The following is a 24,392-nucleotide window of genomic DNA, read 5'->3' on the forward strand; positions in this document are numbered from 1 at the left end:
CTTCGTGATGGTGGTGGGGCACCCCTGCGAGCGCTCTCACGCGTGCTGTTCCGCGTATGTGAGAGCGCTCTCACGAGGTGTGCGGCGAGCTTACGCACGCCCCCGCAGAGAGGTCAAGCGTTTTCGAGAGAGCGCTCTCATCGATTTGATGGTCCGCGCCCAGCCGCGCGCCTCCCCGCCGCCCTCGCCCCACGAGAACGCAGAAGTCGCGGTACTCGAACGCGAGTACCGCGACTTCCGTGGACTCACCGCCCCCTGCCGAACGAGCAGCGGCTACTCGACCAGCAGGGCCGCCCTCAGCCCACCAGCACCGCGAAGCCCTGCGCGGGCAGCTGCACGGAGACGGCTCCGGACGGCGACGTCTCGCTCACGAGCGCGCCGTCCTGCGAGTAGACGCGCAGGGTGCCGGAGCCGCCCGAGACGCCGATCGCCGTGGTGCGCACACCGTCGGCGGAGTTGCGGATCAGCTCGGTGCGGCCGCCCTCGCCTCCCACGACGAGGCGCGACACCAGCGGGCGCACCAGCAGCGCGTCCAGGCGCGTCTCACCGCTCAGGGGGCGGACCTCGACGCTCGAGGAGCCGGCCGGCACGGTGCGGCGGAGCTTCTCCGGGAGCAGCGCGCCCGACGCCTCCGTCACCCCCTGCGACCCGACGGTCGAGCGGAGCAGGTCGAGCGGGCGCGAGCCCGACGTCCAGACGCTCAGGGGCGTGCGCTCCGTGCCGCGCTGCGGCTGGTCGATGACCGCCTCCACCACGCGGTCCTGCGTGGACGAGCCGACCGGGATCGACACCGCGCGGCGCGGGTCGGTCAGCGAGAGGTACGAGCCGCTCCAGCCGGCTTCCCCGGTCCAGGACGACTCGGGCGTGACGACGGTGCCACCGCGCGCGCTCTCGGCCTCGACCAGCGTCAGCCCGTCGCGCGAGCGCTCGGTGGCGACGGAGCGGGCACGGTCGGCGACCTCCGGGTGCGCGTCGAGCGCCAGCATCGCCAGCAGGCCGTGGATGGTGCTCTCGGCGCCGCTGTTGCGGTTGACGGACCCGTCGGCCTGGACGCCGTCGAAGACGACTCCGGTGGCCGGGTCGTAGACCGGGCCGAGGCTGCGGTTCAGGCCGAAGAACCAGGCGCCCTGCACGGCCGCGAGGTCGGTGAAGGCGCTGGAGCCGGTGGCGTCGGCCAGGGCGAGCGAGTTCTCCAGGCGGGAGTCGGCTCCGTACGCGATCTGCACGCGGTCGGTCGGAGTCGGGTTCCAGCCGTTGTCGGGGCCGCCGGCGGTGAGCAGCTCCGGAGCGAAGCGGGCTCCGTCGACGATCGCGGGCTCGAGGAGGGAGGAGTCGTCGAGCGCCGCGGACGACGCCGCCAGGCCGCCGGCCATCTGCGACGACCAGGAGTGCCAGAGCGTGCGCGACTTCGTCCACGGGAGGATCGCGCCGTACGGCCAGGCGGTGGTGTCCGCCCCCGTCGTCGTGCGGGCGTAGGCGGCGACGCCCTCGGCGAGCTCGGCCGTGCTCGTGCGGACCGCGGAGTCGTCGGGAGCGGCCTCGAGGTAGGCGGAGAGGCCGAGCAGCGCCTCCGAGGTGGCGTCGGCGCCGTCGACGATCAGCCAGGCCGGCACCTTCACGCCGTCGGCCTGCGCGTACTCGCCGTAGCGCGTGAGCACCTCGCGGTCGACCGCCGCGACGCCGAGGCGCAGCCGCTCCTGGAGGAAGGCGGCGAACTCCGGATCCGTGTCGCGGAACGCCGCGTAGCCCTCGCCGAGGGCCCAGAGGGTGCGGGCGAGCCAGTAGCTGTCCTCGGAGTCGCTCGGATCGGGCAGCTCGACCGGCTCGGCGCTCGCGTTCAGCTCCCCGTCGGTCTGCATCCAGAGCACCACGTTCCCGGCGTCGTCGCCCTCGGTGGTCTGGAAGTAGGCGAGGGCGCGGAGCGTCTCGAAGGCCTTCTCGCGGCTCTCGGCCGAGCCGGTCTGCTGCCAGTGGCGGAGGTAGACGACCGCGGCGCGCGAGATGTCGTCCGTGTTGAACGCACCCTGCTCGTAGTCGCCGGTCGCCGGATCGAGGCGGCCGCCGCCCACGCGCTCGAAGGCGCCGCCGTCGCGGGCGTCGGCGTAGGTCCACGGCATCACCAGGGTCGGCTCCTCATCGAGCCGGTAGGTGGTGTGGCCGGGCTCGGGCACCGGAGTGGCGGTGTCGAGGAGGAAGTCGAGGTGCGCCGTGTTCGTCAGCGGCTCGGCCGCCTGCGCGGGGGTCGCGCCGAGGGCGAGGCCCCCGACGGTGAGGGCGGCGGCGGCCAGGACGGCCGCCGATCTGGTGAGCGTGTTCGTCATCGAACTCTCCTTGGGTGGGGGATGTGGGGGGCGCATCTCGATACGCGATGCGCGGCTGCTCGATCAGCACGAGGCGCGGGCGGACTCGATCCGGGGAGTCAGCCGTCCGTCCGGACGAGGCGGGCCGCGCCGATCTTCGAGTCGGCCATGCCGTAGAAGACGTAGTGCTGCCCGTCGATCTCCTCGATCGCCGTCGGGAAGACGACGTTCGGGACGATCCCGCTGCGCTCCTCCTCCGTCTCGGCCTCGAGCAGCGGCTCGGCGGTGCGCGCGATCACCCGCGACGGGTCGTCGCCGTCGAGGAGGATCGCTCCGGCCGAGTAGTTCACGTGCTGCTGCTGCGCGAAGGCGCTGTCGATCACTCCGGTCACCCCGTGGTGGATCAGCAGCCACCCCTCGGGCACGCGCAGCGGCGCGGGGCCGCCGCCGACCTTCAGCTCCTCGAACGGGAACTCCGGGCCCGCGAGGAACCGGTGCCGCGTCCAGCGCGTGAGGCTCGCCAGGTCGCGGTCGACCTCGTCCACCGGCACGTAGCTGATCCAGATGCTCTGCCGCGGGTCCTCGATCCCGGCCGGGAGGCGCACGCCCTCGCCCGGCCGCGTCTCGCCGAGGTCCCACATCGGCCGGTGCAGCACCGCGAACGAGCGGGTGCCGTCCGGTGCGGCGACGATCTCGGGGAAGAACACGCAGTCCTTGTTGTGGAACAGGCCGAGGTCGATGTCGAGCGCGTCGTCGTAGGCGAAGGTCACCGGGCCCAGGCGCCGCCAGTCGCGGAGGTCCTCGGACACGGCGAGCGCCGTCCGGGGCCCGAGCGGCCCGTAGGCGACGTACGTCATCACGTGCAGGCCGAGCGCCTCGATGAAGGTGATCCGCGGATCCTCCACGCCGGCGTTGTGCGCGCCGCGCTCGAAGCCGCGGTCGGGCGCGAGCACGACGCCCTCGCGCTCGACTCCGACGGGAACGCCGCCCTCGACGACCACGCGGGCCAGGCCCACGCGGGAGACGTTGCCGGCGGCGACCATCCGGGGCAGGAGGTAGAGCTCGCCGTCGGGTCCGCGGCCGCTGCCGGGGTTGAGCACCCCTTCGGCTTCGAGCTCGTCGCCCGGGGCGGGCTCCATCACGACGCCGACGCGCTCGAGACGGTAGGGGACAGTGGTGAGGGTGGGAGACATGGTCAGCCTTTCACTCCGGATCCGAGATCGGTCGAGACGAAGTAGCGCTGGAACACGATGAACAGCACCACGACGGGCGCGGCGAGCACGACGGCTCCCGCGAGGATCGCCCCGAACGGGTTGTCGGTCGACGACGCCACGTTCGAGATGTAGTTGGCCAGGGACACGGCGAGCGGCTGCAGCGACGCGTCCTTGGTGATCAGGAACGGCCAGAGGAACTCGTTCCAGGGGCCGATGAAGGTCAGCAGCACGGCGGTCACCAGCGCGGGCCGCACCAGCGGGAGCGCGATGGTCCACAGCAGCTTCAGCTCGCCGGCGCCGTCGATCCGGGCCGCCTCGAACAGCTCCTTGGGGAGCTGCAGGAAGTACTGCCGGAAGATGATCACCGCCGTCGAGTTGATGGCGAACGGCAGGATCATCCCGAGGTGGCTGTCGGCGAGGCCGTAGTCGCGCGCGATCAGCACGTAGAGCGGGATCTGCAGCAGCTGGAACGGGATGACCTGCACCAGCAGGGCGAGCGCGAACACGGCGTTGCGCCCCCGCCACTGCAGCATCGCGAGCGCGTAGCCGGCGAGGACGCCGAAGAACACGGTGCACAGCAGCACGCCGCCGGTGAAGATCCCGGAGTTGACCAGTCCGGTGAGCAGGCTGATCCGCTCGTTCACGTTGACGTAGTTGTCGAGCGTGAGGTTGCCCGGCTCCGTGATCGCTCCCGCCAACGTGGGGTCCGGATCCGTCTGCAGGGATCCGACGATCATGTAGTAGAAGGGGAAGAGGAAGACGATCGCGCCGATCGCGAGCACGACTCCGCGGAGGATCACGGCTCCGCGGCTGGAGCCGACGGGGCGCCTCCGCGGGGCCTTCTCCGGGGCTGCGGCGGCGGCGGGCACGGCCGAGGCGGCGCCTCCGGCACTGGACAGGGTGCTCATGAGTTCCTCTCCCCCGCGAAGCGGTTCTGCAGATAGGCGATGACCAGCACCAGCAGCACCAGGACCACGCCGATGGCCGAGGCCACGTCGGGCTGCCCCTGCTGGATCCCGAGCTGGTACATCAGCAGCACGGGCGAGGCGGACGCGCCGTTGGGGCCGCCTCCGCCGGTGAGGAGGTAGGGCTCGGTGAAGAGGTTCGCCCCGGTGACGGTCGACACCAGCAGCACCAGGAGGGTCGCGGGCCGCACGCTCGGCACGGTCACCGACCAGAACTGGCGGATGCGTCCGGCGCCGTCGGTCGAGGCCGACTCGTAGAGCTCCTTCGGCACGTTCTGCAGCGCCGCCAGGTACAGCAGGATGTAGAACCCGAGCTGCTTCCAGGTGACGTAGAGCGCGATGATCGGCATCGCGAGCTGCTCGTTGATCAGCCACGACGGGTTCGGCGCGAGCGGCCCGAGGAGGCTGTTGACCAGCCCGTTCCCGTTGAAGAGGAACAGCCAGACGCCGACGACCGCGACGCTCGCCGTGACGTAGGGCACGTAGAAGCTGACGCGGAGGAACGTCCGCAGGTGCACGACCTTGTCGAGCGCCGCGGCGAGCAGGAGCGAGAGCACGACCGTCAGCGGCACGTTGATCACCAGGAAGATCCCGATGTTGCCGAAGGAGCGGATGACCTGCGGGCTCGAGAACGCCGTGACGAAGTTGTCGAGGCCGACGAACGGCCGCTCCACCTGCACGCCCGGAGCCGCGAAGAAGAAGTCGTGGAACGCGATCCAGACCGAGTAGACGACCGGGAACGCGAAGACCGCGAGCACGAAGAGGAGGTAGGGGCTGCCGAACAGCAGCCCGAGGGGCTGGGGCCCGAGGACGCGGTGCAGCAGGCTCCGCTTCCCCGGTGCCCCGGCCGGCGCGGGCCGGCGGGTGAGGGTGGTCACGGCCGGGTCACTGCTGGCCGGCGAGCCCGGTGACGGTCTCGGCCGCTCCGTCGAGCGCCGTCTTCACGTCGCCCTCGCCGAAGATGACCGTCTTGCCCCACGCGTCGCGGATCGCCTGCAGCATCTGCACCGTGTTCGGGCCCGACGGCACCTCGATGGTGCGGCTCGCCTGGTCGCCGAAGCGCTGGTAGGCGGGGTTCGCCTCGAAGTAGTCGGCGTAGGTGGTCTACAGGTCGGTGCGCAGCGGCATCTGGCCCGTGGTCTCCAGCAGCGAGCGGTCCTGCTCCTCGCTGGTCGCGAACTTCAGCACCTCCCAGGCCGTGCCCTTGTTGGCGCAGGCGGAGTAGAGGCCGACGTTCTTCGCGTCGCTGAAGGTCCAGGTGTCCTCGGCGGGCGTGCCGTCGGGGGTGGGCACCGAGACGGAGCCCCAGTTCAGGTCGTCGTAGACCGAGACCGCCCACGGGCCGACGATCGACATCGCGGCCTGGCCGTCGGCGAAGGCGTCGCCCTGGTACTGCTCGCGGCCGGCGAGGCCCTGGTCGTAGAGGCTCTTCCAGAAGTCGGCGACCTCGTAGCCCTCGTCGTCGGCGAAGGTGGCCTTGCCGTCCTCGACGAGGCTCGTCCCTCCGGTGGCCGCGGCGTAGAGCGGCATGAAGTCGAACTGGGTCTGGAAGAACTCGCTGGTGGGCGCGGGCTGGATCGCGGCGGGCGCGGCACCCGACTCGACCAGCGTCTTCGACGTCGCGAGGAAGTCGTCGTAGGTCGACAGCGACGGGTTCTCGGGGTCGAGTCCCGCCTTCGCGAAGAGGTCCTTGTTGTAGAAGATGACGACCGGGTTGCTCTTCCACGGCATCTGGAAGTACTCGCCGTCGGCGTTCTGGTACTGCTCCGCGAGGTCGCCGCTGCGGGTCTCGATGTAGTCCGCGCCGCCGTCGAAGCTCGAGAGGTCGACGAGTCCGCCCTGGCGCTCGAACTGGCCGACCGCGCTGGGGGCCGTGTTGAAGACGAGGCACGGCGCGTTGCCGGCCGTGATCGCGGCTCCGATGACCTCCTCGCTGCTCTTGCCCGCGGGGATCTCCTGCCCGGTGATCTCCTCGTCCGGGTGGTCCGCGTTCCAGGCGTCGACCATCGCCTTGCCCCACTGCACCTCCTGCTCGTTGTTCGAGTACCAGATGGTGATCGGTCCGGTGGCGGTGAGGTCGGTCGACGCTCCGCCGCCACCGCTGCAGGCGGTGAGGGCGAGGGTCGCGAGGGAGGCGGTGGCGATCCCGGTCAGCCAGCGTCTCGTCGTTGAGGTGCCCATGGTGTTCTCCTTGTCCGGCGTGCGCGACGGTGCGCACGCGTCTTCAGTGGGTCGACGGCCGCGGAGGAGCGGTCGAGTGGCGCACCACGAGTCCGGCGGGCTCGAGGTCGACGTCGGGGGCGCTGCCGGACTCGATGAGGTCGAGCAGCGTGCGGGCGGCCTCCTCGCCCCAGCGCGCGGGGCGCGTGCGGGCCGAGGTCAGCGACGGGTAGACGTGGGCGGCGATCTCGGAGTCGTCGAAGCCCGTGATCGAGAGGTCGTCGGGGAGTCGGAGCCCGCGGGCGTGCGCGACGCCGAGCCCGGCGATGGCCATCGGGTCGTTGCCGAAGACGATCGCGGTGGGCGGGGTCGGGCTGTCGAGGAGCCGCTCCGTGGCCGCCGCGCCCTGCTCGGCGCTGAAGTCGGTGGCGACGAGCGCGGTGGGCTCGAGCCCCGCGTCGGTGCAGGCCCGCGTGAAGGCCTCGCGGCGGCGGGAGGAGTGGAGCAGGTGGTCGGGCCCGGCGACGTGAGCGATGCGGCGGTGGCCGAGCTCCGCCAGGTGCCGGACGGCGTCGGCGATGCCCGCGGAGTCGTCCATCACGACGGCGGGTGAGGAGGAGCCCTCGAGGCGCCCGAGTGTGACGGCCGGGATCTGCAGCTCGGCGAGCAGCGCCGGCCGGGAGTCGTCCTGCCGGAGGTCGGTGAGGAACACCCCGTCGACGCGGCGGTCGGCCGCGAGCGTGCGGTAGACGGCCTCCTCGGAGGCGCCCGGATCGACCACGCTGAGCACCAGCACGCGGCCGCGCTCGGCGAGCACCCGCTCGACCCCCGAGATGAAGGAGGGGAAGAACGGGTCGGCCGCGATGACCGCCGGGTCGCGCGCCACGACGAGACCCACCGCGAACGAGACGCTGGTGGAGAGGGAGCGGGCCGTGAGGCTGGGCCGGTAGCCGAGCTCGGCGGCGACGCGGAGGATCCGCTCGCGGGAGTCGGGCGAGACGCCCGGCCGGTCGTTGAGCGCGAACGAGACGAGCGCCTTGCTCACGCCGGCCTCGCGCGCGACGTCGAGGATCGTCGGTCTGCCCGCCATCGGAGCTCCTTCGCTCGTCGCCGCGTCTGAACCGGTTTTGTAAACCGGTTCAGAGCACCGTCGCAGGGCGGCGCGCGGAGGAGAAGAGGGAGGTGGGTGAGGGCGTGCGCGTGCCACCTGGGGCGTGATTCCCGCCTGTCCCCGGTGCTGCGACGTGCAGGCGTCGGCCGGTCGCTACGGTGTCGGACGCCTGTGCATGGGCGCCCGGGATGGCCGCCGAGCGAGTGGCTCCAGGCCGTTCACGGAACCGTCGTCCGGCGGAGTCTGAGAGCCCTCCGCGTCCCGACTCCGGCGCGTCCGCCTGGTGCTGGAGTGTCCCGGTGCCCGGTGACCCCGCAGGCACTCCCCCGACCCGAGAGAGAGAACGATCATGGCCCGCCCCCACTCCGCCAGCCGCACCACGAGCGAGCAGCGCACCGAGCACGCCGAGCAGTACTCGGCCGGAGCGCGCTACGCGTCGGAGGCGTTCGGCACCTTCCTCCTGGTCGCCGGCGGCGTCGGCACCGCGGTCTTCGCCTCCGCCTTCCCCGACTCCGGCAATGCCCTCGGAGTCGGCTTCCTCGGCGTCGCCCTCGCCTTCGGCCTCACCGTGATGGCCGGCATCTACGCCGTCGGCCACATCTCCGGCGGCCACTTCAACCCCGCCGTCAGCATCGGCCTCGCCATCGCCGGCCGCACCGAGTGGAAGCACATCCCCGGCTACATCGTCAGCCAGATCCTCGGCGGACTCGTCGGAGCCGGAGTGGTCTTCCTCGTCGCCGCCGACGGCCCCGCCGGCTACTTGGCCGCCGCCCGCGACTCCGGCTTCGCCTCCAACGGCTACGGCGCCGCCTCCCCCGGCGGCTTCGGCCTCGGCGCGGTCCTCCTGACCGAGATCGTCCTGACCGCCGTCTTCGTCGCCGTCATCCTCTCCGTCACCGCGAAGAGCGAGTACAAGGCCGTCGCGCCGCTGGCCATCGGCTTCACGCTGACGCTCGTGCACCTGATCAGCATCCCGGTGAGCAACACGTCAGTGAACCCGGCACGGTCGATCGCTGCCGCGGTGTTCGCGGGGCCGGATGCGCTGGGGCAGGTGTGGGTGTTCCTCGTGGCGCCGATCGTGGGTGCTGTGATCGCGGGGGTGGGGACGAAGGTGCTGAACCGGCGGACGTAGGGGATGAGGGGGCGCGCTCTCCCTCAACCTGATCCCGGTAGCAAGTAGAACGGTCCAGAATCGGTCTGGCCCGTCGAAGTGCCGGAGAGGGCGGCGTCTCCGGTCTCGGCTCCTTCGAGGAGCGCTTTCTTCTCAAATCGTTGAACCGCGATCTCGCCCCCCGAAGCGGCCTCGCCGGAGACGTGCCGATAGTGCACCCCTCCGGCGGCGGGCGCGTCGAGGTGCACCCGACCACAACGAACTGGCGTTTTTGCGTCAGGAGACTCACCCGCCGTGGCGCGGCTCGGCCTCGGAAACTCCCTTAAATGCGCAGAGCGAGACGTCCCGCTAGGAGACGTCTTCCTGAGACGGGCGCGCGCGAGAGACCCGGTGAGCAGCTGCGAGCTACAGGCGAGGCGACCGCGTGTCTCAGCAAACGGATGTTTTCCGAGACGGTGATCAGACGCCGAGCAGCAGCGACTGCCTCACATCGGAGGGCTGCGCGATCGGCACTCCGCGGTAGCGCGCCATAGTTGCGAGACCGACGGCCTCGCGCCAGCACCCGGCCACGCATGCTTCATGGCGCAAAACCAACGAGACGTCGCATCCCTAGGATTCCGAGACGCAACGTCACGAAGGTCGCTTCGCAATATATGCCGGCATTCGCGCAGCGCCTACCCGGCCCGCGAGCCTCATGCGGCTAAGGTGCTCGGCGCATCGGCGCTCGTTATGCCTGCGGCTTACGCCTCATGCGAACGACCAGACGCGCGAAAGCCACCGGCACCGCGACTACGGATGCTACCGTGCCAGCGCAGCGCAAAGTCGACGCCAGATGCTTTTTGCTTTTCCTTGCGAGCAAATTAGCGTCGTGATAGCGGCGCAATTATCGTGCACTCCAGCGGCGACTATTCGTTGACCACCGATGCATCCAAAACTCCATCGGCATCGTTTATGTCGGTGACAACTGCAAACCCTAAGTCGGTTAAACCAATTCGCTCGGCGACCGTGGCGAAATGTAGGCGTCCTGCCACCGTCTTCGGTTCCTGAAATCCGCCGAGGAGTGCGGTGTTCGTCGTGCCCTTCGTCTCGAAAACAATGTACCGGGAGCCACCAGTTAGCTGAACCATGACTGCCCAGTCAGGGTTGTAAGCGCCGAACGGCGTCGGTACGGTGAATCGCGCGGGTAGCTTTACAAATGCCTTAACGTCTTCGCGCTGAAGTAGTGCAAGGGCAAACTCCTTCTCAATATTCTTGGAGTCGACTACGACATGAGCGTAGGGTGACTTCTCACTAAAATCGACAGGGTCTCCAGCGGCGTTCGACACGATGTTGCCGCCCGGACCCATGTATCCCTGCAAGTCCGCCTGCTCGAGCAGCGTCAGCGGATACCAGCGCTCGTCGTCCGGCCGCTCCTCTGCGACGAGATCGTACTGCAATCCTTTCGCTAGGAAGAGCGCTTTTGTCTCGTTGAGGAGCTGCGCGACACGGCTCGTGTAGGCCTGAGGGTTCGTGCGGAACTGTTGCAATGTGCCGGATTCAGTCAAGACAGCTGCAATCGTTGCGCGGGTGAGCTGAGTCCGGTCAGCGAGCACTGAAAGAATGTCGGGGAGGTCTTCGCTATCGATGTATGCGACTGTCGTCCGCCGAACCTTCTCGAGATCAGCAGAGATTCCACCCTGATCAATCCGCTCCACGCGCGCCGTACGCCATTCACCCTTCCGCAGGGGAACAGGCGGCATTTCCCTGAGCGTCTTGACGAGCTCGGCGCGAAGCTCCGTCTCCTCGACCTGCAACCGGTATTCGGTACGATGTCGGATACGACTCCAGAGCGCCTGGAACTCGGAGCTCTCCAGCTGTTGCCGTATCAGAGGTACTGTGACGCGCTCGGATGCTCTCTTAATGTCAATTGGCCGGGCGAGCCGCTTGATGAGTGAGAGCAGGGCGAGCTGCCCGTTCTCCTGCGGGACTACAGCGGCGACCAGTGCGCGCAGTGCAGCACTGCTCTCCTGCACCGACTTGCGGAGCGTTTCGCTCACCGCACCGCCGGCATCGATGTAGCCGCCGGCGAGGAGCGCGGTGAAGAGAGACCGAGCGGCGCCGGCTCCGATTGGAATGGCCGCTCCGCCGACATCCGGATCGTTATAGGTAAGTCTCGCAAATCCATCCACAGTGACTTTGCCGAATTCAATTCCGAGGTCCTCGGCGAGCTCACGCTGGAGGTTGTCAGCGAACTCTTCAAACGACTCGTTCGCGATCACGGTGAGCCTATTGACGGTGAATCCGCGAACTCGGTTGCCGTGGCCGTCGACGCACAGCCGCAGACCCCGGCCGACGCTCTGCCGTCGCCACCTCTCAGACCCCATGTTCCGCAACACGCAGATTTGGAACACATTCGGATTGTCCCACCCCTCCTGAAGGGCAGAGTGGCTGAAGATGAAGCGCAACGGGGTGCCGGGTGTGGTGAGGCCCGCCTTGTCTTTCATAATTTGCACGTAAGCAAGCTCGGCCTGCTGCCGACCGGCCGAGGTGTTTTCTGCAGTGTCGACGAGGCGCTCGACGCCGCTCTTACGATCACGGTCCACCGAGAAGTAGCCCTGATGTGCTCCTCGTGCCACGGCATCTGCTGGGTGTTCCGCCAGCAGAGTGGTGAACTCCGGCTCTCGCGCGATGCGCGTGTACTCCTCCTCGAATATGCGCGCATACTCACCGGGCTGCTCAAGCCCGTTGGCGTCGTACCCCCTGTACTTCGCTACCGCGTCGATGAAGAACAGGCTGAGTACCTTGATCTGCAGGCCGCTAACCGCGAATTCCTGCTCTTTCCGCAGGTGCTGCCGAATGGTCTGAGCGATCATTTCGCGGGTGCGTTCTTCGACGCCGACGTCGTCACCGATCGACTCACCCGGATGTAGCGGTTCAGCGACAGTGTCGAGGCGAATCCGTTCAGGCGTCACGCTGATCTCGGTGAGCGTGAGGTCCGCATACAATTCGCGGCCGGTGACATCGCGCAGATTGTCGCCGTTGCGGGCAGTTACCGTCTTGCGCACGGTTCTTCCACCCTGCTCAACGTCCACCTCAATTCGGGCGCTGAACGCGCCGGCGGCACGTTTCACTGCCTTCAACTGCAAATACGGCCTCGTACCGCCGGACTCAGTGACGAGCGAATCTATCTCAATCTGTTTAACGAGTTGTTTCTCGTATGCCGCGATCGCGTCTAAACGATAGATCAGATTATTCCGATCGTACTTCGGGTGGGTCGCTGAGTACCGCAATACCGCAAGTGGTTTGAATTTCTCGAGCGCGACGCGACCAGCACCGGGCTTCCTCTTAGGGTTGCCATCGTCGCCGTAAACGCTTTGCGGCTCGTCGATGATAACTACCGGTGACGTCGCCGAGATCAGGTCGATCGGACGTTCATCATCTAGACTCTCGCTCGGCTTGTGGATTGTATTCGACGCTTTATTGACCGACCCGATGGTTACAACCATAATCTCGATGGCCGGGGATGTCGCAAAGCTGCGCACACGCGAGGGATTCGCGCCGTCGTACGCGAAGTACTGCATGGGCGCGGAATAGAGGGCAGCGAAATGCAACTCAAGCATCCGCAGAGAGCTCAGAACACCTTCTTTGATTGCGACCGAAGGCACCACGACGATAAATTTCGAAAAACCGTACAGCTTGTTAAGCTCGAATACGGTACGCAAATAGACGTAGGTCTTACCCGTGCCCGTCTCCATTTCCACGGTAAAATTCATTGAAGTGAGAGAGTCCTCTGGAGCAAAACCCTGTCTCAGTTGCACAGCGCGCAAATTCTCGAGTACCGTGTCGGCATCAAGTACGAGGCGGTTTGCTACACCAGAATCGGCCGCGGTTATTAGGCCGGCGTGCATCCCAGGGTGAGCGTAAACATCGAACGTGCCGCTCATCACGTCCTGACCGGCGAAGACTCCGGCGACAGCGTCAATCGCCGCGCGCTGGTAGTCGAGGTCAGCCTCGAAGGTGAACTTCATCCGCTCAGATACTCCTAAACGTGGTGAAACCGGCTTGTTTGATTGCAGCGTCGAGGTTGAGTTTGGCAGAAGAGTCAACAAATCCTGTGTCTCGAACGACGAGGGTGACGTCGGTGTCAACTGGGTTCTCGGAACGCCATCTGACGAGCGCGCGGCCGATTTCAGTGGCGCGGGCAGTGGTGACGTCTTCGCCGAAGAAAGCATAAAGTGTTCCGCGGCCGAGATTATATAGCGTGCTGCCGGCAATCTCGCGGGTCTCGACTGGGGTGTTAAGTTCAATTCCGAGGCGGAGCATCATCTCAACAAGTAGATCGTCCGTTGTGCGGCCGTCCACAAGGTTGTCCACTGCGTCGAGCAGGCTCAGTTCACCGGTACCGTCCCAGGCGCGCAGGTTGGAGGACGCAAGGCGGTAGGAACGGAATCCGAGATCGACGGACGCGGACTCAAACGTCGGGTTCTCGGCTATTATCGTGCCTGCGCGACGCAAGCGCTCGCGCGTGATGTCGGCAATCGTGTCGTATCCTCCTGCCGCCACGGGCTCATCGAGCTGCACGAGGATGTAGCGCCGGTTCCCTCCGTCCGCGGCGTTCAGGTTCATTACCGCGTGGCCGGTCGAGCCGGAGCCGGCAAAGAAGTCGAGAACAAGGGCATTCGGATTCGATTCCGATACCGCAGAAATCCAGGTTCCCAGAATCTCTGTATCCTTTGAGTAAGGGAATATGCCTTCACCCAACAATTTTGCGAGCGCATATGACGCTGATGCCCGTTCCTTTGTAAACACGGGTTTGATGGCTTGAGTGTTCATTTCCGCAAGGAAGCGCTTATACCGCGGCACCGTATTTTCATCTGGGCCAAATAAGATGCGTCCGCTTTTGATATCGCTCGCCATCCGCTCGGGATTGAGCCTCCACCCGGCCTCGGGCATCCGAACTGGATTTCCTGTTGCAGGATGAATGACATCGTAACGCGACTTGGAAGTTGCGGACGGCTTCGTTAGGTTATCGGGCTGGAAGGCCCGACCTTGCTCATCAATTTGGTCGTATCGGAAAACCGCAGGTTCTAGAATGTCGCGTAGCTTTCGCAATTCTTGGCGAAAGAGTTCGGTGGCTTTCCGTGACTGATGGCCTGATTTTTCCCAAGCGTTGGTCGCCGCAGCAGAGGCAATGTCATGCCCCTTCTTTGGCTCAATCCATCTGGTGTCATTCGCTTCCAATAGGCCGCGGTTTTTGGCGTAGATGAGCATATAGTCGAGTCCACCCGAAGTGAAGCGTGCGTCATTCTTGCTGCCACCCTGCCAGACGACGTTAGCCGCGAAGTTCTCGGCCCCGAAAACGCGGTCTAGTAGAAGCTTGAATCGCGCGTGTTCGGTGTCATCGATCGCCGCAATCAGCACGCCCGTTTCTTTGAGTAATGAATGCGCTACGAGCAGACGCGGGTAAATCATGCTCAACCACTTTGCGTGCCGTGCTGAAGCGAGACGGCGCTCCTCCGCCCGATCCGATTCGACTCCGACCTGGGTCACGCCGACCTCGTCGCGGAGCCCGGCGTCGGTCTCATGCTCAGCGATGGTGGACATTCGCTTGTCGTCGTAGACGAAGTCATTGCCGGTGTTGTACGGCGGGTCGATGTAGACGACGTCAACCTTGTTCGTGTATCCGCGGCGCAAGAGGCGCAGGACTTCGAGGTTGTCGCCTTCAATAACGATGTTGCTCGTGTCGTCCCAGTGGACGGACTCGTCGGGTCGGGGTAGCAGCGTTCCGGTCGCGGGCAGGGTCGAGAGCTGGCGTGCTTCCGCCATCCCGACCCAGCGCAGGCCGGAGGTTTCGGTGCCGGGGGCTTCGGCGGCATCGCCGAGCAGGGTACGCAGCACGTCGAGGTCGATGCGGCCGTCAATCACCGCATCGGGAAACAGTCCCGCGAGCAGGGCGGCATTGTTGCGAGCTTCACCTGGTCCGGTCTCGTCGCGTAGGGGAGGGAAGGAAGTGCCGTCGGCGGCGTCGGGAGTCGTCACGGTCCAACTTTAGTTTCCATGGCGGGCGGGACATCACCAGAAGCGCCTTCACGAGCGTTGCCGTTTTCTCCATACAGCTCGGTGGCGATGTCGGCGATCCGTGCGCGGAGTTCGCGAGCCCGCACGTTAAGGGAAATCCGCTTTTGCATGGCCTTCTCGCGAGCGGCGTCGCGGATGGCGGTGGCGAGTTCGCCCTCCAGAACGCCCACCCGCCGGCGCAATTCAACCGCGTTCACCGGACTGAGGGCGGGGGACGCCGGCCGGCCGTCCGCGGCCGCCGTGCGCACCAGATCGCCGTACATCATGACCAGATTTGTGCGAGCGAGGTTCGAGATTTCAAGTGCGTGCGCGGCGATCGCCGCTACAGGAACGAGCAGGTGCGCTTCAATTACGGACATCCCGACATCGATCCGACTGAGGCGTGTGAGGGCGAGTGACAGCACCGAATGATCGTCCGACGCCTGCAGTCCGATCACTGCGGGGCGCGGCATGGACCGGTGCAGCAGTTCCGCGACCCGCCGGCGATCGGCCGGCCTCACGTGCTCGGCGAGCACCACGGACAGCACGGGGATCATGTCGACGCGCACGTCCTCGCTCACGACCGCAGCGGCGCCAATCGTCGTCGGGCTGAGCACGCCGACAATTGCCGCGGAGGAGATCGTCCGGCCGAGCAGCCGCGCATCCGAGGGTGCGCTCTGCTCCCACTGCGCGACGATGTCCTTCTTCGTCACTCGGTGCGTTTCGCGCGCGCGGACGGGAAGGCCGAGGAGCTCGGCGAGATCGACCGGCGTGGAACTCACGGGACGATCGCCAGCCAGGCAATAACGTCTACAGACTCCAGGCCCGGAACGGAGGCGTCCGTTCCCAGCAACGACGGCGCCGCTTGGAAGATGGATGCGGCAAGCTTCTGCTCGGCTTGGCCGGATGCGGCAAGCACCACCACGTCGAGCAGTCCGCGATAATGCCGCATGTCGCGGCCGCGCCTGGTCACTTTGTCGAAATCGCGCAGTGCGTCCTCGTCCGGTTCGACGCGATCGAGGCCGTGTCGACGCAAAACGTCCAAGGCAAGCTTGGGCTCATCGATCGGATGCGCTAACCGGCCGTCTTGTAATACGTAGGCGAGCACGTAAGGAGCGAGCGGATACGAGGCCGAGAAAGTAAAGGCGTCGTTCCGCACTCGCAGTAGAAATACCGCGCCCGGCGCGAGCCCATCGCTCGCCAATGCCTCATCAAATCGACTTACTCCAAACAGCGCGAGCGGCCAACTGCCAATGAGCCGTAGCTCGTCGCGCGGCCGCGACGAGGCATCCATCCGGAAATCAGACAGGGTCATGTCGGTAATAGACAGGCCGCCCGCGAGGTCCTCCATGGTGGGCGCCGCCTTCTGCAGCTGTTCGAGCTGCAAGCGGCGGTAGTCGAGATCGTTCATCTCCGAGGAATCAAGCACGTTCTCTTCACCCGTGGCCGAGACGTCGAGCAGCTTCATCCTGCTCGAAACCCTGCCTTCAAGGTTGATGTACGAGTCGAGGTCGTCCGTCGGCCAGAAATTCACCAGTTGCACGCTGTCATTCGTCGAGCCGAGCCGGTCGACACGGCCGAACCGTTGCACGATGCGGACCGGGTTCCAATGGATGTCGAAGTTGACGACCGTATCGCAGTCCTGCAGATTCTGGCCCTCGGAAATCGTATCAGTTGCGATCACAATGTCGATTGGAGGCGTCACTTCGGTGCCGCCCTTCGAGTGCGGCGAGAACGCGGTCAGAACGCTGTGCATGTCGCGGTGCGCAAGCGGCGCCGTCGTGCGCGTGCGCTGTCCAGTGATCAGCGCTGAGTTCAAGCCAAGCTCGTGGGAAGCCCACGACGCCACGTGCTCGTACAGGTACTCGGCGGTGTCACTGAATGCGGTAAAGATCAGCACTTTGCGGTTCCCCGCGTTGAATGGTTGCTCGGTCTTCTCGCGGAGAAAGCGCTTCAGCTCGGCGAGCTTTGCATCTCGGGCAGCATCCACCTGCCCGACGTCCGCAAGCAACGCCGCGATGGTGGCGCGGTCCGACTCGAGGTCCTGCCGCCAGCCGCTGCGATTCATATCCTGTAGGAAAACTTTGACCCGGCCGCCAACCGCGTCCTCGAGATCCGGGTCGTCCAGGGTGAGCGCCTCAGCGGCACCGGCGTCATCGATCGAGGTTCCGAGCACTCCGTCGGTCTCGAAGCGGTCGAGGCGCTCGATGGAGGCGTCGATTGTGGCGAGGATCTTCGTCAGCGTAAGCCCAAGGGAACGTACCGAGGACTCCAGGCGCTTGAGCAGGCCGACGCGCAGCAGATGGACGACGTTATTTTCACGGTCCGTCTGTGCCCACTTGCGTTTGCCGCCAGTGATGAGCGCTCGGTCGTACATGTCCGCGTACCGTGCCAGGTGCGTCGGTCGCACATAACTCGTCGGCTTGTAGGCGGCCAGGGTGAGGCGCAGGATGGCGCGGTTGATCTCCTCAAGTGGCATCATCCCGCCATCTAGATCGATGCCGGGTACGAGGGTGATTGGTTTGCGGCGATCCGGAAACTTGCCGGTGTCAGCGATGCCGTAGTACTTCTCGATGTGTTTCCGCGAACGCGCGATCGTTACCAGGTCGAGCAGACGGATGTAGTCCATCCCGAGCGTGCCGACCAGCGCCTTTGCTGTGCGTTTCTCCTCAGGAGCCTTCTGCCAGGCGTTGAACCGGGTTTGCGCCTGGCGGAGCGTCTGGCCGATGTCCTTTATGCCGTCGCCCGCAAAAGCCGTGTCGTCGCCCTCGGTCGCGAACAGCACTTGATTGCGTAAGTCGGCCAGGCGGGTGTTCACCGGCGTAGCCGAGAGCATCAGCACCTTTGTGCGCACGCCGGATTTCAGAACGGCGTTCATCAGTTGCTCATAGCGGGTCGTCCGGTCGGTAACCTGCGGATTGTTGCGGAAGTTGTGTGACTCGTCGATCACGACCAGATCGTAGTTGCCCCATTCAATGTGCGAGAGGTCGATGCCACCGCTGCTCCCGGATTCACGCGACAAATCGGTGTGATTCAGCACATCGAACGCGAAACGGTCGTCACGTAGCGGATTGCGGGTGTCGTTTGCGCGATAGAGCGTCCAATTCTCGCGCAGGCGCTTCGGCGCAAGTACAAGCACGCGGTCGTTGCGCAACTCGTAGTACTTGATCACCGCAAGCGCTTCGAACGTCTTACCAAGACCGACACTGTCAGCGATGATGCAGCCGTTGTGGCGCTCAAGCTTTTCGATTGCGCCGAGAACGCCGTCGCGCTGGAACTTGTATAGCTTGTTCCAGACGAGCGTGTCGTAGAAGCCCGTGCGACCTCGCGCCTCCGTTTCCTCACCCGACTCGTCGACGAAGTCTCGGAAGAGCGCCGTCACGATTCGGAGGTACACAGATTCGGGGGAGCGCGGCTCGCACAGCGCTCGCGCCGCTTCGAGAAAATTCCCGGTCGTCGGGCTCGATGCTGTCGCATGATGCCACGCCTGCTCAAACGCGGCCGCGATCTGCCCAACTTGGTTCGCGTCCGCGAACTCCATCGGGAGGTGCAAGCTCGGCGACGCGACCAGCCCGAGGCTTTCAGCTTCTAAGCCAGCACCTTGGACGGCGTACGGGAAGGAGCCGTGTACGACGGTGGAGGTGTCTCGAGTGCGGCGGGCGAGCGTTCTGATCTGCATCCGTCGCTCGGCCCACTCGATGAACTCTCGCGCAACCCGGTGCTGGGTGAGGCGGGAGCGCAGCAGGTTCTCTTCGTCGAGGCCGTTTAGTGGGTAGTCGTGCAAGCTGTTCTGCCACAGCAGCAGGCGGACATCGACGCCATCCAGTTCCGCCTTCAACGCGTCGTGAACGAAGATCGAGAACGATTCGGACAGCGAGTCAAGCGACCTGGCATTGGTCAAGTGAGCGCGCAAGCGGTCGATTGGCCGGCTGTCGTCGATCGTCATGCGAACCCTCTCGGTGATAGCTGCACGTCTCGCCCGTCCACAGGCGCCCCGGTGCTGGGGCTGATGCTACCGGTGCGCGGTTCTTGCGATGGGTGGCCCCCATCGCGTTCGTGTCTGTTGACGATCTTGCGGACGAGTGGCGAGACCACGCCCGGAGTTTAGAGGGAGGGGAGACAGCCCTTAACCGGTCGTGCGACGCTGACGGTATGGCCGGTCCCCGCACTCCTCTAGCGCGAGCCGCGTTGGTCGCGAACGGGATGGTGTGGTTCGGGGCGTCGGTGATGTTCTTCGCGATCGCCGGCGAGCAGACCTATGCGGCGTTCACCGGTGAGTGGTTCAACGTCCTCGGCTGGGCGCTGATCCTGGCCGTGGCCGTGGCTGTCGTGGGTGTGATCGAGAACCGGAACATTCGCGCGGGGAAGAAGCACCGGCCAAGGCCGCGGCGCCGATGACTCGTGCAGCTCAGGCTGCCCTGGTGGTCTGGCTTCTTCTGCTGACCGGCCTGTTCGCCGTGCCGGTGGCCGGTGCACTGTATCAGGCGCGGGATCCGGGGTATACGTGTCTGGTGCACCGGCAGGCGCCGCCGTCGAACGGCGTCGACTACGAGTGGCAGGTGCGGGGACGGATCACCCCGTTCCCGCTGGGGTTGGAGTGCACGTTCATCCGGCAGTCCGGGGAGGAGATCGTCTCCGGTCCGGGCTGGCTGCTGACGCTGTTCGCCGGCACCGCCGGCGAGTTCGGTGCGGCATCGATCGCTGCGATGGTGTGGCGGGTACCTCGACCGGCCTCCTCGCGCCGGACCGCCGCCTAACTCGAGCACACCGACCAGAGCTCGGCGCGTGGCGACCGGGGGGCGAGGGGGCTCTCCCCCTCGTGCGGCCGGCCCGATTCGAGTCGGCCCGCACGCACGTTCAGAGCGCGAGTGTTTGAAACATGAGGACGGTGGAGCCGATGGGTGTGCCGAAGTCGGTGTAGTCGTGAGTCGCGGGGTGGTTGCTGATGAGGTCGAGGGCGACCAACTCCTCCTCGGACTCGTTGATCATCGGGTCCGGGTCGTCTTCCCACGCGCGCAGCACCTGACGGTTGGTGTCGAGGACTCGCTAGAGTCCTCAGACTCCGGCGACGGGGCCGGTCGTCTCGTACTTGAATACGAGCGCGGTCGCGGTGGGCCAGCCGTGCGCGGCCGCGGCGACGATGAGCGCTCGCGCGGCCGCCGCGATCGCGACCCGGTCGGGTCCGCGACCAGCCGCGCGGCGAGGAGCCGATCCGACTCGGGCACGTCGCTTTGAGGAGCAGCGGCTTCTGCCCTATCTCGATCGCAGGATCGCCCCTACTCTCAGGGCTACCGCCGCCGCAAGAAACCGGGCGCGGGTCACCGCTGGACGACGTGAGCTCGGAGCATGAACCAGTACTCCTGGCCCCCGTCGCACGCATCCGCGAGAGAAGTGGTGCCGGAGCGCGCCTCTCAGCACGACCGGTCTGGTGCCCGGCGGCCAGACGATCGGAGAACCGATGAACCCGACGCTCGACAACACCCTCCTGCTGTCGCCGCTCATCGTCCCGCCCGAGGCCGAGATGAAGAAGGCCCTGCTGCTGAGCGAGCGGTTCTCGACGATCGCTCCGCGAGGATTCCCTCCCACCGAGACGCTGGCCGAGATGAAGGAGCGAGGCTGGTGGATCCCCGCTCACCTCGATGACCTCGACGAATCGACTCGAGACCGAGCCGTCCGCGAGTGCATCGACGCCGCAGGACGGTACTCCTTCACGACCGACGACTGGAAGCACTCCGACAGGCTGTTCGCCCGCAAGCTCCCCTACGAGCTGGAGCACTGGCTCGTCGAGAACGACTACCTCAGGCCCGCTTCCGACGACGGCTCCGAGTTCCGAGCGAGCCGGGAGAACCTGGTCCCCGGGCTCCTCGCGATCTGCGGTCGGCGCCTGTGCCAGGCGAACGGATGGCAGTACGGCGTGGCCACGACCGCAACGGCCCGACAGGCGCTGTTCTCCATCGACGAGGCCACCGATGAGCGGGCTCTTGCCCTCACGCTCTACGACATCCCGGAGCCGCATCCGGACGCCACCTTCGAAGACATCGTGGCCTTCCGGCAGAGCAAAGAAAAGCTCCTCGCCCGCTACCTCGACGGCCTCCGGGACGTGCGGCTCGCCGTCGCCGAGGCGGAGGACGGCCGGGAGCTCGAGGACGCGCTCCTCACCTACAAGGCGCGGGTCTCCGAGCTGCATCGAGCATCCGGACCTCTGAAGGGCGAGGGCGGCGGGCGACTCGATCCGATGACTCTGCTGATCCCGATGACCGAGGTCGGCGTCGCGGTCGGAGACTGGTTGACCTCAGGGCCGAGCTTCGCTCCGATCGTCCTGGCGGTGCGGGCCGTCGCCTCGGTCGTCACTCTGCGCCGGCACGATGCGACGTCGTACCTCTCCGCCGCGGTGGCGAAGAACCTGATCGAGGCGCCGGAGAGCCGGGCGGTGACGGTCGGCCTGCGGGACTGACGGCGTCACAGCGACTCCGGCCGTGTCTCCGCCGACCGCGGGCGCGGCCAGTGATCTGCCACCACCACTTCGGTACCGTCTCCCCCATGCCCGACCCCACTCCCGACACCCCCGAGGTCGCCGCCGAGCACCTCCGCGCCGAGCTGCAGCTGCGGCGCTTCGGGAGGCTCCGCCTCACCATCGACATGGCGCTGGGCAGCGGGATCCTCGCGCCCTACGACCTCGTCGTCCTCCGCCTCGACACCGGAGCGGAGGTCATCCGCGTGAAGGCCGATCTCACCGATCCCCACTACCTCCTCGGTCAGGTCGAGCTCGACCTCGAGACGAAGACGGTCGCCGAGTTCCTCGAGGAGTGGCGCCCCGCCTGACGGGGCCGGCACAGCCGCGATCCCGGTGACGGGACGGGGCCGAGGCGACCGGAGCAGGACTCCGGAGATCCGCACCCCTCGCCTCACAGATCCGCAGGAACCCTGTCCCGCTCCTCGCCGGCGACCACCACCGGCACCCACGCCCCGCGCGCCGGCCGCCCCGCCCACCACACGTACACCCCAGCGGCGACCACGGCGCCTCCGGCCGCGATAGCCCACCACGGGAACCCGGCGACGTCGGGCGACTCCCCCGCGGCGTCCACGTCCGACTGCGGCGTCGGGATCACGCGTTCGCCGGTGACGAGGATGCGGTGGGTGTTGATCCCGAGCGGGGTGCAGGTGACGAGGGTCAGGAGGTCCTGGCCGGGCTGCACGAGGAGGCTCTGCGTGTCCTCCGGCTCGACGACGAGCGTCTCGCGCACGCGGTAGGTGACCACCTCGCCGTAGACCTCGATGGTGAAGGTGTCGCCGACGTCGACGCGGTCGAGGTGGGTGAAGAGCTCGGCCGAGGCGAGGCCGCGGTGGCCGGTGAGCACCGAGTGGGTGGAGGGGCCGCCGACCGGCAGGGCGGTGCCCTCGAGGTGGCCGACGCCGCGCTCCAGGACGGCGTCGCTCGTGCCGTGGAAGATCGGCAGGTCCACGTCGATGGCGGGGATCCGGATCCGGGCCATCAGTCCCTCGGCGTCGCCGCGCAGGAGGGAGGAGTAGCGCTCGCGGTCGGCGACCTGCTCGTCGTCGGCGAGGGGGAGGCGCTCGTTCGCGGCGACGGCGGCGCCGCCTCCGCTGAGGCTCTGGTTGTAGGCGCGGGCCTCGACGAGGTTCTGCCGGAGGGTCTCGGCGCCGAGGTCGGTGATGTCCTGCGTGAGTGAGTCGATCTCGCGCGCCTGCTCGACGGCGCTGAGCCAGCTGGCGGCGACAGGGTACAGCAGCAGCGCCACTCCCGAGAGGCTGATGAGCGCGATGACCAGCGGGGCGATCGGCAGCCGCCACCGCGGCCGGCGGTGGATCCGCCTCCGCGGAGGAAAAGGGCTGGAGACAGAGGAATGCGGGGCACCCGACGGGTGCCCCGCATTCGACTTCGTCATGGTGTGACGTTACTCCGCGGTCTGAGCAGCCAGCGCGGTGCGGCGGCGCGAGGCGATCAGGCCCGAACCGATCGCGAGGGCGAGGAGCGCGCCTCCACCGAGGGTGAACCACTGCGCGCCGCCACCGGTGAGGGGCAGGGCGAACGCCGGCACCTGGGTGTGGAGGAACTCGACGTAGTTCTGGATCGGCGCGGTGGCCGAGCTCGGTCCGGCGACGACCTGCGTCAGCACCTGGGCCGGGGTGGGCAGACGGAATCCGGCTGGCGGGGTCAGCTCGCGGACGTAGTAGTTGCCCGGCGTGATGATCGGGATCTCGACGATGCCGTTCGCTCCGGTCGTCCAATTCTGGTTGCCGTTGATGAACACCGGGTTCTGGCCGAGGTTGGCGTCGTTCTCGGTGAGGAACACCTGGTAGACCGCACCCGCGAGCGGCACGCGGTTGGCGCCGTTGTTCTGGTAGGCGTACACGGTCAGCTGACCGATCGGGGTGCTGCCGGTGACCGTCTCCGTGGCCCCGTTCACGACGCTCGTCGCCGAGTTGGTGATGATGCCGTTGGCCGGGATGGCGGTGGCGCGGGTGAGCACCGTGAGGGTGACGACGCCGCCCTGCAGGCCCTGGAGCTTGGTGAGGCCGGACTGCAAGAAGTTCAGCGTCACGTTCCGGGTCGCGGCGTCGTAGCCGAGCGTGTAGTCCGTGTTCGCGATGAACGCCGGTGCGGGCGCGGTGCCCGCGGCGCTGGTCACCGTGATGCCGGTGGGCGCGACGCCGGCCGGTCCGGTCGGCAGGTAGGTCAGCTCGGCGGGGAGCGTGTCGGTGAGGGTGAACGCGTCCAGCGTGTCACCGGTGGCGAGCACCGGGACGTCCGAGGCGATGGCCCAGCGGATGAGGTCGGGGTTGCGCGCCTCGACCGAGTTCGCCGCCGCGGGGACGCGCGTCTTGGTGAGCTCCGTGACCGCGTTCTTGGGGTAGACGTGGACGTCGTAGATCCACTGGTTCGCCGGCGCACCGGTCGGGCCCGTCGGGAACGGCAGAGTCACGAGGAACGGCGCCGCGCCGTTGGTCGCTCCGGCGGGGAGCTGGGTCTCGGTCACGAGGTAGAGGCCGAGCGGCATGCTCGCGCCGTTGTTGAACACGGCCTCGCCGTCCGTGCCGCTGGTGGCGGTGAAGGTGTCGGCGGCGGTGACACGGGTCGCGGCGGTGCCCGGGGTCAGGTTCGCGACCTGGTTCCAGCCGTCGGGCGTGGTGAGGTCGACGCCCTGGACGCGCGCGGCGGTGAACACGGCGCCGGGCAGCGCGTCACCGGGGACCGTGATCTCCTGGCCGGTGCCGATCGCCTGGCCGTTGTTGGAGCCCAGCGCGAGCTTGTGCACGGTGAGGGTGCGGCTGATGGTCGGGTCGATGTTGCCGGGCAGCGTGACCGCTGACGCCGGCGCGACGGCGGTGAAGACCGCCGCAGCGCTCAGCGCGAGGACGCCGGCTGCGGCGGCGAGCCGCCTGGTGAGTGAGCGGGACATGTGATCTCTCCTACTGAGGTCGTGAGTGCTGGTGTCGTGGAGTCGAAGGTGTGCGGGAAGGGGTCTGCGGGAG

At 66.9% G+C, this 24,392-nt stretch carries 19 protein-coding genes; 5 read left to right on the forward strand and 14 right to left on the reverse strand.

The features are described from left to right. Positions 1–296 precede the first annotated feature (296 nt). The 7 genes from C5B98_RS07535 to C5B98_RS07560 all read right to left on the reverse strand — a co-directional run bounded on the left by C5B98_RS07535 (position 297) and on the right by C5B98_RS07560 (position 7,729). Positions 297–2,321: a hypothetical protein gene (locus C5B98_RS07535; protein ID WP_104308550.1), complete on the reverse strand. Its 2,025-nt coding sequence runs from the start codon at positions 2,319–2,321 to the stop codon at positions 297–299. A gap of 98 nt (positions 2,322–2,419) precedes the next feature. Further along, positions 2,420–3,493: a glycosidase gene (locus tag C5B98_RS07540; RefSeq protein WP_104257499.1), complete on the reverse strand. Its 1,074-nt coding sequence runs from the start codon at positions 3,491–3,493 to the stop codon at positions 2,420–2,422. A gap of 2 nt (positions 3,494–3,495) precedes the next feature. Next, the gene (locus C5B98_RS07545; RefSeq protein ID WP_374953053.1) at positions 3,496–4,251 is read right to left on the reverse strand and encodes a carbohydrate ABC transporter permease; all 756 of its coding nucleotides are present in this window, start codon (positions 4,249–4,251) and stop codon (positions 3,496–3,498) included. A 167-nt stretch (positions 4,252–4,418) separates the two neighbouring features. Then, entirely contained in the window at positions 4,419–5,357 is a 939-nt protein-coding gene (locus C5B98_RS07550) for a carbohydrate ABC transporter permease (protein ID WP_104223956.1), read from the reverse strand. Positions 5,358–5,364: 7 nt separating this feature from the next. Further along, positions 5,365–5,508 (reverse strand): hypothetical protein, encoded by a 144-nt coding sequence (locus C5B98_RS17240; RefSeq protein WP_258063463.1) that lies wholly within the window; start codon positions 5,506–5,508, stop codon positions 5,365–5,367. Positions 5,509–5,583: 75 nt separating this feature from the next. Next, positions 5,584–6,660, reverse strand: coding sequence for an ABC transporter substrate-binding protein (locus C5B98_RS07555; protein WP_258063464.1), 1,077 nt, complete (start codon positions 6,658–6,660; stop codon positions 5,584–5,586). A gap of 43 nt (positions 6,661–6,703) precedes the next feature. Further along, complete coding sequence (locus tag C5B98_RS07560) at positions 6,704–7,729, reverse strand: LacI family DNA-binding transcriptional regulator (protein WP_104268782.1); 1,026 nt, start codon at positions 7,727–7,729, stop codon at positions 6,704–6,706. A 370-nt stretch (positions 7,730–8,099) separates the two neighbouring features. Here C5B98_RS07560 and aqpZ point away from each other — a divergent pair, with 370 nt between their 5' ends. Then, on the forward strand, positions 8,100–8,882 hold the full coding sequence (gene aqpZ / locus C5B98_RS07565) for an aquaporin Z (protein WP_104317732.1): 783 nt from the start codon (positions 8,100–8,102) through the stop codon (positions 8,880–8,882). An 884-nt stretch (positions 8,883–9,766) separates the two neighbouring features. Here aqpZ and C5B98_RS07570 read toward each other — a convergent pair. Genes C5B98_RS07570 through C5B98_RS07585 form a run of 4 tightly spaced genes read right to left on the reverse strand, consistent with a single transcriptional unit; the run spans position 9,767 to position 18,843 of the window. Beyond that, on the reverse strand, positions 9,767–12,868 hold the full coding sequence (locus tag C5B98_RS07570) for a DEAD/DEAH box helicase family protein (RefSeq protein ID WP_104317733.1): 3,102 nt from the start codon (positions 12,866–12,868) through the stop codon (positions 9,767–9,769). Positions 12,869–12,872: 4 nt separating this feature from the next. After that, positions 12,873–14,879 carry a site-specific DNA-methyltransferase gene (locus C5B98_RS07575; protein WP_146076903.1) on the reverse strand — a complete coding sequence of 669 codons (2,007 nt, stop codon included), beginning with the start codon at positions 14,877–14,879 and terminating at the stop codon, positions 12,873–12,875. Then, positions 14,876–15,679: a DUF4391 domain-containing protein gene (locus tag C5B98_RS07580; RefSeq protein WP_181065482.1), complete on the reverse strand. Its 804-nt coding sequence runs from the start codon at positions 15,677–15,679 to the stop codon at positions 14,876–14,878. The genes C5B98_RS07575 and C5B98_RS07580 overlap by 4 nt, the downstream gene beginning before the upstream one ends. Continuing rightward, complete coding sequence (locus C5B98_RS07585; protein WP_104317736.1) at positions 15,676–18,843, reverse strand: helicase-related protein; 3,168 nt, start codon at positions 18,841–18,843, stop codon at positions 15,676–15,678. The genes C5B98_RS07580 and C5B98_RS07585 overlap by 4 nt, the downstream gene beginning before the upstream one ends. A 281-nt stretch (positions 18,844–19,124) precedes the next feature. Between C5B98_RS07585 and C5B98_RS16880 the strand changes: the two genes are divergently transcribed. Both C5B98_RS16880 and C5B98_RS07595 read left to right on the forward strand, forming a co-directional pair. Beyond that, positions 19,125–19,295, forward strand: a complete 171-nt coding sequence (locus C5B98_RS16880; protein WP_181065483.1) for a hypothetical protein — start codon at positions 19,125–19,127, stop codon at positions 19,293–19,295. Then, complete coding sequence (locus C5B98_RS07595; RefSeq protein ID WP_146076904.1) at positions 19,292–19,654, forward strand: hypothetical protein; 363 nt, start codon at positions 19,292–19,294, stop codon at positions 19,652–19,654. Before C5B98_RS16880 ends, C5B98_RS07595 begins: the two co-directional genes overlap by 4 nt. A 100-nt stretch (positions 19,655–19,754) precedes the next feature. Here the strand turns inward: C5B98_RS07595 and C5B98_RS17245 are convergent, their stop codons facing one another. After that, positions 19,755–19,886, reverse strand: coding sequence for a hypothetical protein (locus tag C5B98_RS17245; RefSeq protein WP_258063466.1), 132 nt, complete (start codon positions 19,884–19,886; stop codon positions 19,755–19,757). Positions 19,887–20,355: 469 nt separating this feature from the next. Between C5B98_RS17245 and C5B98_RS07600 the strand changes: the two genes are divergently transcribed. After that, positions 20,356–21,351: a hypothetical protein gene (locus C5B98_RS07600; protein WP_104317739.1), complete on the forward strand. Its 996-nt coding sequence runs from the start codon at positions 20,356–20,358 to the stop codon at positions 21,349–21,351. A gap of 86 nt (positions 21,352–21,437) precedes the next feature. Further along, complete coding sequence (locus tag C5B98_RS07605) at positions 21,438–21,719, forward strand: hypothetical protein (RefSeq protein WP_104317740.1); 282 nt, start codon at positions 21,438–21,440, stop codon at positions 21,717–21,719. Positions 21,720–21,802: 83 nt separating this feature from the next. On the opposite strand, the gene C5B98_RS07610 is transcribed toward C5B98_RS07605, so the two are convergent. Together C5B98_RS07610 and C5B98_RS07615 are read right to left on the reverse strand one after the other, a co-directional pair. Next, positions 21,803–22,804, reverse strand: coding sequence for a class C sortase (locus tag C5B98_RS07610; protein WP_219814436.1), 1,002 nt, complete (start codon positions 22,802–22,804; stop codon positions 21,803–21,805). Positions 22,805–22,813: 9 nt separating this feature from the next. Further along, positions 22,814–24,319, reverse strand: a complete 1,506-nt coding sequence (locus tag C5B98_RS07615) for a SpaH/EbpB family LPXTG-anchored major pilin (protein WP_104308541.1) — start codon at positions 24,317–24,319, stop codon at positions 22,814–22,816. Between the last annotated feature and the right edge of the window lie 73 nt (positions 24,320–24,392).

It is taken from the genome of Rathayibacter sp. AY1A5, assembly GCF_002930875.1.
GTDB lineage: Bacteria > Actinomycetota > Actinomycetes > Actinomycetales > Microbacteriaceae > Rathayibacter.